This window comes from Pseudideonella sakaiensis (assembly GCF_048320135.1).
GTDB classification, from domain to species: domain Bacteria; phylum Pseudomonadota; class Gammaproteobacteria; order Burkholderiales; family Burkholderiaceae_C; genus Ideonella_A; species Ideonella_A sakaiensis_A.
This window is the reverse complement of record NZ_CP182947.1, coordinates 1,225,932-1,240,517: the sequence shown is the minus strand read 5'-3', so window position 1 is coordinate 1,240,517 and position 14,586 is coordinate 1,225,932. Positions and strand designations below refer to the sequence as shown.

The 14,586-nt window shown below is 66.1% G+C and carries 14 protein-coding genes; 4 read left to right on the top strand and 10 right to left on the bottom strand.

Features of this window, described 5'->3' with window-relative positions:
- Window positions 1-9: 9 nt before the first annotated feature.
- From ACNH6H_RS05505 to rsgA, 4 genes are read right to left on the bottom strand one after another with little or no spacing between them, the layout of a single operon-like run.
- On the bottom strand, window positions 10-777 hold the full coding sequence (locus ACNH6H_RS05505) for a VOC family protein (protein WP_418316301.1): 768 nt from the start codon (window positions 775-777) through the stop codon (window positions 10-12).
- Entirely contained in the window at window positions 774-1,892 is a 1,119-nt protein-coding gene (locus ACNH6H_RS05500) for an SRPBCC domain-containing protein (RefSeq protein WP_418316299.1), read from the bottom strand. Before ACNH6H_RS05500 ends, ACNH6H_RS05505 begins: the two co-directional genes overlap by 4 nt.
- Window positions 1,889-2,299, bottom strand: a complete 411-nt coding sequence (locus ACNH6H_RS05495; RefSeq protein ID WP_418316297.1) for an ArsR/SmtB family transcription factor — start codon at window positions 2,297-2,299, stop codon at window positions 1,889-1,891. Before ACNH6H_RS05495 ends, ACNH6H_RS05500 begins: the two co-directional genes overlap by 4 nt.
- A gap of 31 nt (window positions 2,300-2,330) precedes the next feature.
- Entirely contained in the window at window positions 2,331-3,446 is a 1,116-nt protein-coding gene (gene rsgA / locus ACNH6H_RS05490) for a ribosome small subunit-dependent GTPase A (protein ID WP_418316295.1), read from the bottom strand.
- 495 nt (window positions 3,447-3,941) lie between these two features.
- On the opposite strand from rsgA, the gene ACNH6H_RS05485 reads away from it, so the two are divergent.
- On the top strand, window positions 3,942-4,157 hold the full coding sequence (locus ACNH6H_RS05485) for a hypothetical protein (RefSeq protein ID WP_418316293.1): 216 nt from the start codon (window positions 3,942-3,944) through the stop codon (window positions 4,155-4,157).
- A 52-nt stretch (window positions 4,158-4,209) separates the two neighbouring features.
- On the opposite strand, the gene ACNH6H_RS05480 is transcribed toward ACNH6H_RS05485, so the two are convergent.
- The 4 genes from ACNH6H_RS05480 to ACNH6H_RS05465 form a co-directional block, all read right to left on the bottom strand.
- Window positions 4,210-5,517, bottom strand: coding sequence for a dihydrolipoamide acetyltransferase family protein (locus tag ACNH6H_RS05480; RefSeq protein WP_418316292.1), 1,308 nt, complete (start codon window positions 5,515-5,517; stop codon window positions 4,210-4,212).
- Window positions 5,514-6,527 carry an alpha-ketoacid dehydrogenase subunit beta gene (locus ACNH6H_RS05475; RefSeq protein WP_418316290.1) on the bottom strand — a complete coding sequence of 338 codons (1,014 nt, stop codon included), beginning with the start codon at window positions 6,525-6,527 and terminating at the stop codon, window positions 5,514-5,516. The genes ACNH6H_RS05480 and ACNH6H_RS05475 overlap by 4 nt, the downstream gene beginning before the upstream one ends.
- A gap of 1 nt (window position 6,528) precedes the next feature.
- A complete protein-coding gene (locus tag ACNH6H_RS05470) occupies window positions 6,529-7,770 on the bottom strand; it encodes a 3-methyl-2-oxobutanoate dehydrogenase (2-methylpropanoyl-transferring) subunit alpha (protein ID WP_418316288.1) in 1,242 nt (413 codons plus the stop codon).
- An 80-nt stretch (window positions 7,771-7,850) separates the two neighbouring features.
- Window positions 7,851-8,351 (bottom strand): bacteriophage T4 gp5 trimerisation domain-containing protein, encoded by a 501-nt coding sequence (locus ACNH6H_RS05465; RefSeq protein WP_418316286.1) that lies wholly within the window; start codon window positions 8,349-8,351, stop codon window positions 7,851-7,853.
- Window positions 8,352-8,568: 217 nt separating this feature from the next.
- Here ACNH6H_RS05465 and ACNH6H_RS05460 point away from each other — a divergent pair, with 217 nt between their 5' ends.
- Window positions 8,569-10,767 carry a phospholipase D-like domain-containing protein gene (locus tag ACNH6H_RS05460; RefSeq protein WP_418316284.1) on the top strand — a complete coding sequence of 733 codons (2,199 nt, stop codon included), beginning with the start codon at window positions 8,569-8,571 and terminating at the stop codon, window positions 10,765-10,767.
- Between the two features lie 76 nt (window positions 10,768-10,843).
- Here ACNH6H_RS05460 and garL read toward each other — a convergent pair whose 3' ends face one another.
- Entirely contained in the window at window positions 10,844-11,653 is an 810-nt protein-coding gene (gene garL, locus ACNH6H_RS05455) for a 2-dehydro-3-deoxyglucarate aldolase (RefSeq protein ID WP_418316282.1), read from the bottom strand.
- Window positions 11,654-11,734: 81 nt separating this feature from the next.
- The gene (locus ACNH6H_RS05450; RefSeq protein WP_418316281.1) at window positions 11,735-12,508 is read right to left on the bottom strand and encodes a FadR/GntR family transcriptional regulator; all 774 of its coding nucleotides are present in this window, start codon (window positions 12,506-12,508) and stop codon (window positions 11,735-11,737) included.
- A 156-nt stretch (window positions 12,509-12,664) separates the two neighbouring features.
- Between ACNH6H_RS05450 and ACNH6H_RS05445 the strand changes: the two genes are divergently transcribed.
- Both ACNH6H_RS05445 and ACNH6H_RS05440 read left to right on the top strand, forming a co-directional pair.
- Window positions 12,665-13,486 carry an NAD-dependent epimerase/dehydratase family protein gene (locus ACNH6H_RS05445; protein ID WP_418316279.1) on the top strand — a complete coding sequence of 274 codons (822 nt, stop codon included), beginning with the start codon at window positions 12,665-12,667 and terminating at the stop codon, window positions 13,484-13,486.
- 49 nt (window positions 13,487-13,535) lie between these two features.
- Window positions 13,536-14,516, top strand: a complete 981-nt coding sequence (locus ACNH6H_RS05440; RefSeq protein WP_418316277.1) for a TRAP transporter substrate-binding protein — start codon at window positions 13,536-13,538, stop codon at window positions 14,514-14,516.
- The last annotated feature ends 70 nt before the right edge of the window (window positions 14,517-14,586 follow it).

Below are 14,586 nucleotides of genomic sequence, written 5' to 3'. Positions count from 1 at the left end.
GCATCCAGATCAGCCTTGCTGACCCGGCTGCAGATGAACGACGCCGATCGCCGCGCCGAGCGGGTCGATCAGCACCGAGAAGCGGCCGACCGGGATGTCGGTCGGCGGCACGACGATCTTCGCACCGAGCTGTTCGGCCTTGTTAGCGGATGCGTCGGCGTCGGCGACCGCGACATAAGGCAGCCACATCGGCGGCGCCTTGCCTTCGCTGTCACGCATCACCCCGGCACGCTGCTGGCCGTCGTGGGTCAGCAGGTGGTAGATGCCGGCAGGCCCCATGTCCATGCTGTCGTGCTGATAGCCGATCACCTGCTGGTAGAACAGGATCGCGGCCTTTTCGTCGCCGGTCCACAACTCGTGCCAGCAGAAGCTGCCGTTCGGCGCCTGCTCGACGTCGGCGCGGTCACCATCGGTGCTGTTCCACAGCGCAACGGTCGCGCCGGTCGGGTCGGTGATCACCGATCCTCGGCCGACCTCGCCCATGTCCATCGGCTCCATCTGCGCTTTCGCACCCGAGGCGACGGCCGTTTTATGGGCCGCATCGACGTCGGCAACCGAGATGTACGAAAGCCAGTGCGCCGGCATGCCTGCCGGCGCCTCGCGGTAGCCGCCGATGCCGTCGCCGTCGTTCATCACCATCGAGTAGCGCTGTTCGCCCATCGGCATCGCCTCGGTGTGCCAGTCGAACAGTTGCTCATAAAAGCGGCTGGCGGCGGCCGAGTCGTTCGACAGGTGTTCACACCAGACGAATTTCCCTTGCAGATGAACCTGGCTCATGGTCGTGGCTCCGGTGATGCGGCTGCGCCGCGGGGTGGCTCGGTATCGATGAAGCAGCGGCGGCGGCGGATGGCGGCCTGCGCCCGGCGAACTTTCGGAACCGGCTGCAGCAGTTCAGGACCTTCCGGCATCGCTTCGACGTAGTGCAGGATCGGCGCCAGCAGCAGATCGGCGATCGACGGGCCGCTGCCGCCGGCCAGCCATTCGCTGTCGCCATAGGCAGCCTCGAGGGCGGCCAGCTGACGCGGCATTTCGGCCAGCGCCGCATCGATCACGCCGCGGTCCGGTTTGCCGTCGCCTCCGCGCGGAAAGATGTACTGCAGTACATACCGGCGCACCATCGTGTCGTAGAGGTAGCTGTTGATTGCGCTGATCCATTGTTCACAGTGGGTGCGGCCGATGATCGTCGACGGCAGCAGCGCCGCATCGCCTTCGAAACATTCGTCGAGGTAGCGGATGATCGCGCTCGTCTCCCACAATGCGATCTCGCCGTCACGCAGCACCGGAATGCGGCCGAACGGATGCAGCGCGGCAATCGTGTCGGTGTGCGGGCCGTGCTGCTCGAAGCTGTAACCGAGGCCCTTCTCGCACAACGCCATCCGCACGCTGCGGGTGTAGGTGCTGCGGGCATCGCCGAGCAGGCACAACGATGCGGCGGTGCCGCGTTCGTCGATCAGGTCGGACAACTGGTTCAGCGTCGATGCCCAGCCCTGCCCGTGCGCGTCGCGCTGTGGGCAGTCGTCGAAACCGCTGTGCTGCATGCGCAGTTCGGTGCCGCCGTCCTTCTCGACGAAATCGACGGTGACCAGGGTTTCGTGGCCAGGCATCGGGCCGCCGCTGCCCCAGCAGAACGTATAGGCGATGCGTTCGGGCGCGCGGATCTCGCGGTAGACGCCGCCGAGTTCCAGGGTGGTGCCGTCGCGGGCGCGCATCGACAGCTGCCATTCGCCGCCCTCGCGGGCATCGACGCTGGCGCGTGGCACCGACATGCCGCGCGGGCACATCCAGCGCTTCAGCGATTCGGCGCTGGTGAATGCCGCAAAGACCTTTTCGCGCGGCGCGCGAATCCGCCGTTCCATCTTCAGCACCAGGTCGGCGGCGATGGTGTTCGTCATTTGTTGCTGCTCCTGCGCCGTGAGCGTGGCGGATTGGTGGTGGTGCGGGTCTGCATGCTGCGCCGGGCGCGTGTCGTGTCGGCTGCTGCCGGGCGGCCGTCGTGTTCGACAAGATCGACGAGCCGATCCAGGCTCACTTCCCAGAAATTGCGGTAACCGTCGAGCCAGTCGTGGGCGTCGCGCAGCGGCAGCGCCTGCAGGCTGCACAGGCGCCATTGCGCATCGACCTGCCGGCTGATCAGCCCGGCTTGCTCCAGCACCCGCAGATGCCTTGACACCGCTGGCGCGGAGATCGTGAACGGTTGCGCCAGTTCACCGACGGTGGCATCGCCGGCGGCCAGCCGGCCGAGGATGGCCCGCCGGGTCGGATCGGCCAGCGCCGCAAAGGTGGTCGACAAGCTGTCCATGGCTTATTTAACTCTTTAGTTAAATTGAGTGTCAAGCGTCTTTACGTTGCGTCGACTCATCGCGTTGGCGTTGGCGCATCGCCCTGGTGCGCGCCTTCCAGACAGCCAGTTGCTGGCGCCGCTCGAGTGGGCCGGACGAGTCGCGCGCAGCCTCACGCAACAGCTTCTGGTAGTTGCCGAGGCGGTCGCTGTCGATGGCCGCGCGGACAGCGCAGTCAGGCTCGTGCCGGTGCGTGCAGTTGCGAAAGCGGCAACTCGTCGCGAGCGATTGGATGTCGCCGAATGCCGCCGCGACCGCAGCAGCGTCGGCATCGGCGCGCAGCGCACGCAGTCCCGGCGTATCGATGATGCAGCCGCCCTGCGGCAGCCGCAGCAACGAGCGGCTGCGCGTGGTGTGCTGGCCGCGGCCGTCGCGGCGGCGGACGTCGCCGGTTTCCTGCTGCGCACGGCCGAGCAGCGCATTGGCCAATGTCGACTTGCCTGCACCCGACGAGCCGAGCAGCACCAGCGTATGACCCGGCTCGACAAACGGCCGCAGCCGCAGCGCGGTGTCGGCATCGCGGGCGTCGACGCAGAGCAGCGGCAATTCATTGCCGAGACGCTCGCGCACCAGGCGCTGCCGCGCAAACAGCGTCTGCGCATTGACGACGGTATCCGCCTTCGTCAACACGACGACGGGCCGCACGCCGCAGTGAGATACCAGCGAGACATACCGTTCGATGCGCCGCAGGCTGAAATCGTCGTCCAGCCCCATCGTCAGCAGCGCCGTGTCGACATTGCTGACCAGCGGATGACGACGCCCATGGGCATCGCGGCGAACGATGCGGTTGATCGGTGCCAGCAGGCGCACCACCAGCCGTTCGCCAGTGCTGGTGGCCGTGGCCAGCACCCAGTCGCCGACGGTCAGCGCCGCGCCGTCGGCATCGAGAATCCGCGCCAGTCGCGGCGCGATGCCGCCGCGGTGGGTCGACTCGCCATCGTCGAGCCGCAAGCCGTCGCGGTGGACCGCAGTGACCCTCATCAGGCAGGGCATCGCTTCGGCGCGGCAATCGTCTGCTGCCGCATCGTCTGCGGGCACCAGGGATTGCTGCAGCAGCCGGGCCGTCAGCCCGAGCGCTTGCAGCCGTTCGAAATCGAAATCAAACATGTCGTGGACCTTTCGCCACCGGCGTGCGTGACGCGCACGACCGGCCGCCGCAGCACGCTGCAGCGAGTGAACAATCAACCGGGTGGGGGCGGCGCAGCGGGTGATGCTGCTCAGGTCTTGCGCGAACGATCCGCTGGTTCGACGGACCCGCGGGGGTCCGGGGCAAGGATCGCCGGCAGCGTCAGGCGCTGGCCGAAGGGAGGGTATCGGTGTGCTGCATCTTCGGCCTCCTGTCTTCGTTCGTGACGGACTCGACCGCAACAAAGGTCGCGCGAGCCGGCAAGTGTTGCAGCAAGTGGGGCGAGCGTCAATCCGGTGGCGAACCTTCGCTCGCGGCGGCCTGCGAAGCCACTGTCGGCGGCGGGGAATCCTGCATCGGCGCTCGGCCGTCAACCGGTATAAAGCGATCAACGCCGATGACCATGAGGCCGGCCCAAACTGCTGTCATCATTGAGCCGTGCGGTTTGCAGGTATCAAATCAATTCGGAGAGCGACATGTCGATCAAGAAGACTGGAGAAATCGTCGGCACGGTGACCTACCGGGAGGGCGACGGGGTCAGCATGGAGATTCCGAAGGGTCCGTGCGAGGTCGAGCTGACGCGGCTCGATGCCACGATCACCTGGGTCGAGGGCGACTCGCACGGCGCGGCGACAATACCGCTGGGCGAATATGCGCGGTATATCGCGGCCGGCAGCCTGACGGTGTCATGAGCGCGGCCTGAACTGGCGCCGGAGGAGCTCAGCGGGCAGAGCCGACCAGCCGCTACTCGATGAACAGCAGCGCCGGCTGCTCGAGCATCTCGCGCACCCGCTGGATGAAGGCGGCGGCATCGGCCCCGTCGACGACCCGGTGATCGAACGACGACGACAGGTTCATCATCTGCCGGATCGCGATCGCACCGTCACGGACCATCGGCCGCGGCACCATCTTGTTGACGCCGACGATCGCGACTTCCGGTGTATTGATCACCGGCGTCGTGACGATGCCGCCGAGCTTGCCCAGGCTGGTCAGCGTGATCGTCGATCCGGTCAGTTCGTCGCGCGTCGCCTTGCCGCTGCGTGCGGCATCTGCCAGCCGCGCAATCTCGCTGGCATGGCTCCAGAAATCGCCATCCTGCGCGTCGCGAAGCACCGGCACCATCAGGCCGGCGTCGGTCTGCGCGGCAACGCCGACGTGCACCGATCCATGCTGGGTCACGACGCCGGCCTCGTCATCGAACCAGGCGTTGACCATCGGAAAATCCTGCACCGCGATCACGATCGCGCGGATCAGCATCGGCAGCAGCGTCAGCCGGCCACGCCGGTCACCCCAGCGCTGGTTCAACCGCGTGCGCAGCGCTTCCAGTTCGGTGACGTCGACTTCCTCGACATACGCATAGTGCGGGATGCGACGCTTCGAATCCTGCATCTTCTGCGCGATGCGGCGGCGTAGGCCGATGATCTTGATCTCTTCGGTGCTGCCGGCTTTGGCCGACGTCGGGCGGGCCTGTGCCGTGCCGGGGCCAGCTGATGCGGAGCGGCGGCCGCCGCTTTGCAGATGCGCATCGAGATCGGCCTGCATGATGCGCCCGGCGGTGCCGGTCGGCGTGACATCGTGCAGGTCGATGCCGAGTTCCCAGGCCCGTGCGCGCACCGCCGGCGACGCAAAGATGCGCTGCGAACCGCCTGCGGCTGGCGCGGGCGCGGGCGCAGGGGCTGCAGCGGGCGGCGGTGGCGCAGGCTCCGGTGCAGCTTCGGGCTGCGCTTCGGCTTCAACTTCGGTCTGGGGTTCAGGCTCGGGCGCCGGCGCCGCAGCCGTTGCGTCGGCGTCTTCGCTGGCCGCACCTTCTCCGGTATCGATGCGGATCATCTCGGCGCCGACGGCCAGCACCTCGCCGACTTCGCCACCGAGCGCCTCGACGGTGCCGGCCACCGGCGACGGGATCTCCACCGTCGCCTTGTCGGTCATCACATCGGCCAGCACCTGGTCTTCGGCAACGCTGTCGCCGACCTTCACGTGCCAGGCGACGAGTTCGACCTCGGCAATGCCCTCGCCGAGATCCGGCATCTTGATCACATGGCTTCTGCTCATGACTCCATCACCCGTTGCAACGCCGCGCCGACCCGCGCCGGACCCGGGAAATAGTCCCATTCGAGTGCGTGCGGATACGGCGTATCCCAGCCGGTCACCCGCTCGATCGGCGCCTCGAGGTGGTAGAAGCAATGCTCCTGGATCAGCGCGACCAGTTCGGCGCCAAAGCCGCTGGTCCGTGTTGCCTCGTGGACGACGACGCAGCGGCCGGTCTTCTTGACCGATTCGACGATCGTCGGCAGGTCGAGCGGCCACAGGCTTCGCAGGTCGATGATCTCGGCATCGACGCCGGTTTCATTGGCCGCCGCTTCGCTGACGAAGACCATCGTGCCGTAGGCCAGCACCGTGACCTGTTCGCCGGGCCGGAAAATCGATGCCGATTCGAGCGGCACCGTGTAGTGGCCTTCCGGCACCTCGGCCAGCGGATGTTTCGACCATGGCACGACCGGCTTGTCGTGGTGGCCGTCGAACGGGCCGTTGTAGAGCCGTTTCGGCTCGAGGAAGATCACCGGGTCGTCGTTCTCGATCGACGCGATCAACAGGCCTTTGGCATCGTATGGATTGCTCGGCATCACGGTGCGCAGCCCGCAGACGTGCGTGAACAGCGCCTCCGGGCTCTGGCTGTGCGTCTGTCCGCCGTAGATGCCGCCGCCGCACGGCATGCGGATCGTGATCGGCGACGTGAAATCATTCGCCGAGCGGTAACGCATGCGCGCCGCTTCGGAAACGATCTGGTCGGACGCCGGGTAGAAATAGTCGGCAAACTGCACCTCGACGACCGGCCGCAGCCCGTAGCCCGCCATGCCGATCGCGGTGCCGACGATGCCGCCTTCGGAGATCGGCGCGTCGAAGACGCGCGACTTGCCGTATTTGGCCTGCAGCCCTTCGGTGCAGCGGAAGACGCCGCCGAAATAGCCGACGTCCTGGCCGTAGACCACGACGTTGTCGTCGCGTTCGAGCATCACGTCCATCGCCGAACGCAATGCCTGGATCATCGTCATCTTCGCCATGTCAGCCCCGGCCCTCGCGTGCCTGGCGCAGCTGGTCGTGCAGGTGCGGCGGCATGTCCTTGTAGACGTCCTCGAACATCGTCTCGAGCGGCGGCAGGTGGCCGTCGTTCAGTGAACCGTAGCTGAGCGCCTTCTTCAGCGCCGCGCCGATCTGTTCGTCGAATTCCTTGCGCGTGGCCTCGTGCTCCTTGTCGGACCAGACGCCGAGACCGATCAGATGCTTTTTCAGCCGCTCGATCGGATCGCCGAGCGGGAAATGCTGGTAATCGTCGCTCGGTCGGTAGCGCGATGGGTCATCGGATGTCGAATGGGCGCCGGCCCGATAAGTCACCCACTCGATCAGCGTCGGCCCGAGGTTGCTTCGGGCGCGTTCGGCCGCCCACAGCGACGCCGCGTGCACCGCGAGGAAGTCGTTGCCGTCGACCCGCAATGAGGCGATGCCGGCGCCGACGCCGCGCGCCGCGAAGGTCGTCGCCTCGCCGCCGGCAATCGCCTGAAAGGTCGAGATCGCCCACTGGTTGTTGACGACGTTGAGGATCACCGGCGCGCGGTAGACGTGGGCGAAGATCAGCGCGTTGTGGAAGTCGGATTCGGCGGTCGAGCCGTCGCCGATCCAGCCGGAGGCAATTTTCGTGTCGCCCTTGATTGCCGATGCCATCGCCCAACCGACCGCCTGGATATATTGCGTCGCGAGGTTGCCCGAAATCGTGAAAAAGCCGGCCCGCTTGTACGAATACATCACCGGCAACTGCCGACCCTTGATCGGATCACGGGCGTTGCTCAGCAGCTGGCACATCATCTCGACCATGTCGATATCGTCGCGCACCAGCAGCAGCCCCTGCTGCCGGTAGGTCGGGAAACACATGTCGTCATCGCGCAAGGCCATCGCATGGGCAATCGCGATCGCCTCTTCGCCCAGGCATTGCATGTAGAACGAGATCTTCTTCTGCCGCTGCGCGATCAGCATGCGGGCATCGAAGGCGCGGGTTTTCAGCATCGCGCGCATGCCTTCGCGCAGCCGGTCGGTGCTGATCTCCGGAGCCCATGGGCCGACGGCATTGCCGTCGTCGTCGATCACGCGCACCAGCGTGTACGCCAGATCGATGGTCTTGCCTGGCACGGTATCGACCGGCGGGCGTCTGACCTTGCCGGCCGCGGCAACGCGCAGGTACGAAAAATCGGTCGGGTGGCCCGGCCGACCGGTCGGCTCGGGAACGTGCAATCGCAGGGGGCCTTCGTTCATGGTTCCAGTTTGCCCGCTATTTGAGACCCGCGCCAGAGGCCGTCCCCGGACCATCGCTGCATCGGATCGGTTGATGTGGCTCAGTTCTGACGGATCTTCGAGCCTTTCATCGTCACGTCCTTGGCGGCCTTCACGCTGACATCGCCCGAGCCGACGATCAGGATGTCCTTGCCGGTGATGATGATGGTGCCGTCCTTCTTCATCACGATGCTGGCGCTGCCGGTCTGCAAGGTGATCACGTCACCGGCGGTGATCGTCAGTTGCTTGCCGACAGTGAGCTTTTCGTCGATGCCGACAGAATCGGTGCGGCTGCGGCCGATCGAGGTCTGCTGGTTCGCGCCGACGTTGAGCGACTGGTTGCCGCCGACCGTCATTTCATGGGTCGCACCGACCGACAGCGACGCGGCCGAGCCGATCTGCTCATTGCGGCTGCTGACGCGGATCGACTGGGCGCCGCCGACTGTCACCGACTGGGCTGCGCCGACCGTCACGTTCTGGTTCGCGCCGACCGTCAGCGCATCCGATCCGCCGACCTGGACGCTGCGGTTGCCGGCCGTGCTGTCGTTGCCGCTGGTTGCCATGTCGACCTCCCGAGCTGACAGGCGCGCGACGGCGCCCGGTGCGCCATCTTATGCCGGCGCCGAGGGCCGCGGGGACCGACTGCGCTTGGCGCTGGCGATCCGGTCGACCCCCCAAGCTTGATTGTTCCGCCGGCGAGGCAATGCGGGTAAGCTGAATGTGTCGAGCGCGATGCGGCGCCCCGCCGATCGGTCGTCGACTGTTGCGGAGATCCGTTCGATGAACTTGCGCCGCCTTGCCCTCTGCACGCTGACACCGGTCCTGCTGGCCGCCTGCGCTCTTGCGCCGGTGCAGCCGCCGCCGGTCGCGCAGGTCGTTGCCAACCAGTCAAGCGCCGGGCCGCTGCGTCATGCCGAGGCGATCGTCCTGAACGACAACGAGGCGGCTTTCGCCGCCAAGCTCGCTGCCATCGAAGGCGCCAGGCAAAGCCTCGACCTCGCCTATTACATCTTTGCCGGCGACCATTCGTCGTCGCGGCTGAGCCAGGCGTTGATCGACGCCGCGCAGCGCGGCGTGCGGGTGCGCCTGCTGGTCGACTATCTGAGTGCCTACAAGGACCTCGACCGCTTCGACTGGCTGCAGCGCGAAGGGCGCGGGCGGCTCGAGGTCAGGCTCTACAACCGGCCGACGGTCGAGATCCTGAAGGATGCCGCGTTCCTGACGCTCAGTTGCGACGCTGTCGGTGTTGCCAGTGGCGGCTGCGACGAACAGAAGGTGGCGGCCGTCAACGGCTTCTTCGACGCGCCGGTTGCTGCCGGCGAGTCGCGCTTGAACCGCAGCTACGCCGGCTCCGGGCTGTTCCTGGCCGGCCTGTACGGCAAACATCCGCAGCTGATGTCGTATGCGGTGGCGCGCGGCCAGGGCATCGATACCGAGAAGCTGGCTGCCAGCGCGCAGACCGGCGATGCCGCACGCACCGAGCAGTTGAAGGCACTCGGCAAGCTCTATTTCCGCGCCCGCTTCTTCGGCGGCATCGACCAGCTCGCCGCCCGCTTCAAGCTCGCGGTGATCCGGCTGGCATTTGCAGAACAGGTCAATCCGGTGTTCGACGCGATCAATGGCTATCTGCCGCTGACGCGGCAGAGTTCGGGCGCGGCGCAGCAGGACTGGGACTATCTGACCGAATTCCTGCACCACAAATTCCTGTTTGCCGATCAGCGCACGCTGCTTCTCGGCGGGCGCAATGTCGAGGACTCCTATCACCTGAATCCGGGCCCGCTCGCCGACAAGTACATCTTCATCGATACCGATGTGTGGCTGCAGCTTGCCGCGCTCGAGCCGGCGCTGGCGACGAGCTTCGAGCGGCTGTGGAACCTGCGCAGCATGGTGGCGACGATCGACGAGGTGCGCCAGCACGCGCCGAACGACCTGCTGGAAAATTTCGATGTGGTCACGGCGGCGCAAGACCGCTGCCAGATGGGCCGCGATCGTGGCTGCCTCGACCGCGAACTCGACCGCCATTTCGTCGCTTTGCCGGCGCGACTGCAGAAGGTCGCCGAGCAGCATCGCCGGCTTCTGCAGCGTTATCTCAGTGAACACCGGCCGGCGGCCACGCCGGCGCCGATGGCGATCGATGCCGGCGCGCGCATCGTCTATTTCGAGAATCTGCCGGTTGTCGACGGGCGCCGCGTCTATGGCGCGCCACATGGGCGCGAAGCTGCTTCCGGCAAACATATCCATCTGTTGTGGCGGTCTGCGCTGCAATCGGTCTGCAGCACGCCTGCCGCCGCCCCCCGCGACATCGTTTTCCACAACGCCTATCTGTTCCTGCCGGCCAATCTGCTGCGTGATGTGGCTGCAGTGCTCGACGGCAGCCGGCCTTGCGCCGGCGTCACGCTGTCGATGTTGACCAATTCGCTGGCGACCACCGACCTGAACATCGTCAACCTGCTGGCGACCTGGCAACTGAAGGCGCTGGCCGATCATCTGCGCGAAAAGGGCCGGCCAGCGGCTGCGGCCAGCCTGCGCTACTTCGAGTACCAGCCGACCGCCGACGGCCGGCGCTCGCTGCACTCGAAAGTGATGGTGTTCGACCGCGACATCTTCATCGGCTCGGCCAATGCCGATGTGCGCAGCCTGATGATGGATACCAACAACGGCATCTTCATCAGCGAGGCGCCGGTTTTTGCCGCGGCCTATCACCAGCGCCTCGGCCGGTTGCTGGCGACGCCGGAACTGGTTGCCGAGCGGACGTCGATGCTCGGGCGCGATGCTGCGACGCTGACGGCCGAGACAGACAAGCTGATCGACCAGTTGCTCGACCGCTATGCGAAGGAGCGGCTGAGCGCGCAGCAGCGAATCGACCTGAAACAACAGGTGCGCGACACCTCGGCCAGGGTCTACGAGCTGAGCCGGCGCATCATGCGCGGCGACACGAAGGCGGCCGACGAGTTCAACGCCTTGTTCAAGGCGATCTGAAAAACCGGAACCGCCTCAGCTGCGCCGGCAGTTTGCGGTGTGGTTGCAGCGCAGTGGCCGCACTCAGACCGCCCGCTCAATATTGCGCGGCAATCGGGCCACGCGCGGCATCGCGGTATTTGTCGCAAAGCGCCTGGCTTTGCATGCGCAGCACGCCGAGGTCGCTGCCGACGCCGACAAAATTCATTCCCATCCCGATATAGCGTCGGGCGTCGGCCTCGACGGGTGCGAGGATGCCGGTTGCCTTGCCGGCCGCCTGCGCTGCGGCATGAACGTCGGCGATCGCCTGCTGCACCTCCGGGTGAGCGGCGTTGCCGAGGTGGCCGTAGGCGGCGGCCAGATCGGATGGCCCGATGAACAGGCAGTCGATGCCGTCGACCGCGGCAATCCGCGCCGCGGCGTCGACACCGGCGCGGCTCTCGATCTGCACCAGCACCGAAATGTGGTCGTTGACCTGCTGGAAATAGTCGGGCGCGGAGCCATAACGGTTGCCGCGGTGCGATACCGAGACACCACGCACGCCGGCCGGCGGATATCGGGTCGCGGCGACCGCGGCCTGCGCCTGTTCGGCGCTCTCGATGAACGGAATCAGGAAATTGCTGGCGCCGGCGTCGAGCAGGCGCTTGATGATCACCGTGTCGTTCCACGGCGGGCGCACCACCGGCGCGCTGACGCTGTCCTTCAGCGCCATCATCTGCGGGATCAGCGTCAGCACATCGTTCGGCGCATGTTCGGCGTCGAGCAGCAGCCAGTCGAAGCCGGCAACGCCGAGCACTTCGGTCGTGATCGGGCTGCCCAACGACAGCCAGCAGCCGATCAGCACCCGCTCGCGGGCCAGCAGGTCACGCCGGAAGCGGTTCGGCAGGGCGGAATAGGGTGCGGACATGCGGCAATCTCCTGGAGCGGGTATGGACAACCGGGATGCTCTGCCTACCCGGCTACTTGTACGTCATCGTACAACATAGGCTCAAGGTTTGTCGATGTCTGCCACCGCTTTCGTATCGTTGGCCGCCTGCGCATTCGCCCGCCGTCGACGCTCCCGGCTGTTCGCGAGGTGGGTTCGCATCGCCGCCCGCGCGGCGTCGCCGTCGCGGTTGGCGATCGCCTGGTAGATGCTCTCGTGTTCGCCGTTGACCAGTCGAAGATAGTCGCGCCGTTGTGCGCTGATCTCGTCGCTGGTGTCGAGTCGCGCGCGCGGGATGATCATCGCGCCGAACGTCGTCAGCAACTCGGCGAAATGCCGGTTCTGCGTCGCACGGGCGATTTCGTGGTGGAACTGGAAATCGGCGCTGACCGCGTCGCGTCCGGCTTCGACCGCCTCGCCGAAACTGTCGAGCGCGGCGCGCATCGCCACCAGGTTGGTCTCGCTTCTGCGCTGCGACGCCAGGGCGGCTGCCTCGGTCTCGACACCGATGCGCAGTTCGAGCAAGGCAATCACGTCGCGCAAGGTCGCGAACTGTTCGCTCGCGATGCGGAACGGCGCAGAGTCGCCGAGGCCGGCGACGAAGGTGCCGACGCCATGCCTGGTCTCGACCAGGCCGGCGGCCTGCAGCTTCGACAAGGCCTCGCGGACGACGGTCCGGCTGACGCCGAATTCATTCATCACCGCGGCTTCGGTCGGCAGCTTTTCGCCGGCGGCGAGCTGGCCCTCGCGGATCCGGTCGCCGAGTGCCTCGACGAGTTCGAGGGCCAGCGTGCGCGGCTTGCGACGTAGCCGTGATGGGTCGGAGCCGTTGATCATGGTGTGCGTGAAAACCCCTAGCAGCTGCAGATTGACGCCTGTCACCCGGTTCGTAGAATGACCGGCAAGTTGTACGACAACCGATGTCTGATGATGACATTGATCTTGCAACAAGCCCGTCTTCACGGCAACCCCGGCAACCCTGAACCGAACCCGATGCCAGCTGCCACCGTTCCCGCAATCCGCTTTCGCCGCCTGCTGCTGACCGGCGCGGCCGGTGGTCTGGGCCGCGAGATGCGCGGTCGGCTGCGCGCCCATTGCGAGACGCTGCGGGTCAGCGACTGTGCACCGCTCGACGCGGCCAGCGACGGTGAGGAAACCGCCGTCGTCGGACTCGAGGATGCCGCGGCAGTGGCGGAGTTGCTGAAGGATGTCGATGCCGTGATCCACCTCGGCGCTGTGTCGGTCGAGCAGCCGTGGGAGGCCATCCTGCCGGCCAACATCATCGGTGCCTACAACCTGTACGAGGCGGCGCGGCGCAACGGCGTCAAGCGGATCCTGTTTGCCAGTTCCAACCATGTCACCGGCTTTTATCGGCAGGACCAGGTGATCGACAGCCGCGACCCGGTCCGGCCCGACGGCCTGTATGGCCTCAGCAAGGCCTTCGGTGAAAACCTCGCCCAGCTCTACTGGGACCGCCACGGCATCGAGACGGTCAGCGTGCGCATCGGTTCGGCCTTCACCGAGCCGAAGGACCGGCGCATGCTTGCGACCTGGATGAGCTACGACGATACCGAGCGGCTGTTCGTCGCCGCGCTGACCGCGCCGGTCGTCGGCCACACGGTGATCTACGGCATGTCGGACAACGCGACGACCTGGTGGGACAACCGCCATGCGCGCCACGTCGGTTACCGGCCGCAAGACAGTTCAGAGCAGTTTCGCGCCGCCGTCGAAGCGCGCCAGCCGGTGCTCGATCCGAGCGACCCGGCGGTCGTCTTCCAGGGTGGCGTTTTTGTGCGTACCGGTCCGTTCGAATGACCGAGCGTTCCGGCACCCAGGACATCCCCATGGTCATCAGGAGAACACCATGAACTTGCGCAGAACCTTCATTGCTGCCGCTGCAGCCATCGCCGGCCTCGGTTTGCCTTTTGCCGCTGCAGCTCAGACGGTGCTGAAGGCAGCCGACGTGCATCCGGCCGGCTATCCGAACGTCGTCGCGATGGAAAACCTCGGCAAGAAACTCGAGGCGGCGTCGAACGGTCGCTACAAGTTGCAGATGTTCCCGGGCGGCGTGCTCGGCGCCGAGAAGGAGGTGGTCGAGCAGACCCAGGTCGGCGCTGTCCAGATCGCGCGCATCTCGCTCGGCGTGCTCGGCCCGGTCGTGCCCGACGTCAATGTATTCAACATGCCGTTCGTCTTCCGCAACGAGGCGCACATGCGCAAGGTGATCGACGGCCCGATCGGCGACGAGCTGTTGAAGAAGATCAGCGACAGCCCGGCCAAGCTGGTTGCCCTCGGCTGGATGGACAGCGGCTCGCGCAGCCTCTATACGAAGACGCCGGTGCGCAAGATGGAGGACCTGAAAGGCCAGAAGATCCGCGTGATGGGCAATCCGCTGTTCCGCGACATGATGAATGCGATGGGCGGCAATGCGGTATCGATGGGCCACACCGAAGTCTTCAGCGCACTGCAGACCGGCGTCGTCGATGGCGCGGAGAACAACCCGCCGACGCTGTTCGCGTCGAACCAGTACACCGCCGGCATCAAGTACTACACGCAGACCAACCACCTGATCATTCCGGAAATCTTCGTGATGTCGAAGGTCACCTGGGACAAGATGCCGCCAGCCGACCAGGCGCTGCTGAAGAAATTCGCACGCGAGGCGCAGATGGAGCAGCGCGCGTTGTGGGACAAGAGCGTAGCCGACTATTCCGCGAAGCTGAAGGCGGCCGGCATCGAATGGATCGAGATCGACAACAAGCCGTTCTACGACGCGACCGCGCCGGTGCGCGCCAAATACGGCGCCGACTATGCCGACCTGATCAAGCGGATCAACGACGTCAAGTGATGGTCTGAGACCCGTGCCCGCAGCCGACCGCTGCGGGCGCGATGCCGCGGTACCGGCAGTTCGGAGAATC

Excerpts from the sequence above, each read along its gene's own strand:
- ACNH6H_RS05505 (WP_418316301.1), bottom strand. The coding sequence starts at position 777 with ATGAGCCAGGTTCATCTGCAAGGGAAATTCGTCTGGTGTGAACACCTG.
- ACNH6H_RS05465 (WP_418316286.1), bottom strand. The coding sequence starts at position 8,351 with ATGGCAACCAGCGGCAACGACAGCACGGCCGGCAACCGCAGCGTCCAG.
- ACNH6H_RS05445 (WP_418316279.1), top strand. The coding sequence starts at position 12,665 with ATGCCAGCTGCCACCGTTCCCGCAATCCGCTTTCGCCGCCTGCTGCTG.
- rsgA (WP_418316295.1), bottom strand. The coding sequence starts at position 3,446 with ATGTTTGATTTCGATTTCGAACGGCTGCAAGCGCTCGGGCTGACGGCC.
- garL (WP_418316282.1), bottom strand. The coding sequence starts at position 11,653 with ATGTCCGCACCCTATTCCGCCCTGCCGAACCGCTTCCGGCGTGACCTG.
- ACNH6H_RS05495 (WP_418316297.1), bottom strand. The coding sequence starts at position 2,299 with ATGGACAGCTTGTCGACCACCTTTGCGGCGCTGGCCGATCCGACCCGG.
- ACNH6H_RS05500 (WP_418316299.1), bottom strand. The coding sequence starts at position 1,892 with ATGACGAACACCATCGCCGCCGACCTGGTGCTGAAGATGGAACGGCGG.
- ACNH6H_RS05475 (WP_418316290.1), bottom strand. The coding sequence starts at position 6,527 with ATGGCGAAGATGACGATGATCCAGGCATTGCGTTCGGCGATGGACGTG.
- ACNH6H_RS05460 (WP_418316284.1), top strand. The coding sequence starts at position 8,569 with ATGAACTTGCGCCGCCTTGCCCTCTGCACGCTGACACCGGTCCTGCTG.
- ACNH6H_RS05485 (WP_418316293.1), top strand. The coding sequence starts at position 3,942 with ATGTCGATCAAGAAGACTGGAGAAATCGTCGGCACGGTGACCTACCGG.
- ACNH6H_RS05440 (WP_418316277.1), top strand. The coding sequence starts at position 13,536 with ATGAACTTGCGCAGAACCTTCATTGCTGCCGCTGCAGCCATCGCCGGC.
- ACNH6H_RS05480 (WP_418316292.1), bottom strand. The coding sequence starts at position 5,517 with ATGAGCAGAAGCCATGTGATCAAGATGCCGGATCTCGGCGAGGGCATT.
- ACNH6H_RS05450 (WP_418316281.1), bottom strand. The coding sequence starts at position 12,508 with ATGATCAACGGCTCCGACCCATCACGGCTACGTCGCAAGCCGCGCACG.
- ACNH6H_RS05470 (WP_418316288.1), bottom strand. The coding sequence starts at position 7,770 with ATGAACGAAGGCCCCCTGCGATTGCACGTTCCCGAGCCGACCGGTCGG.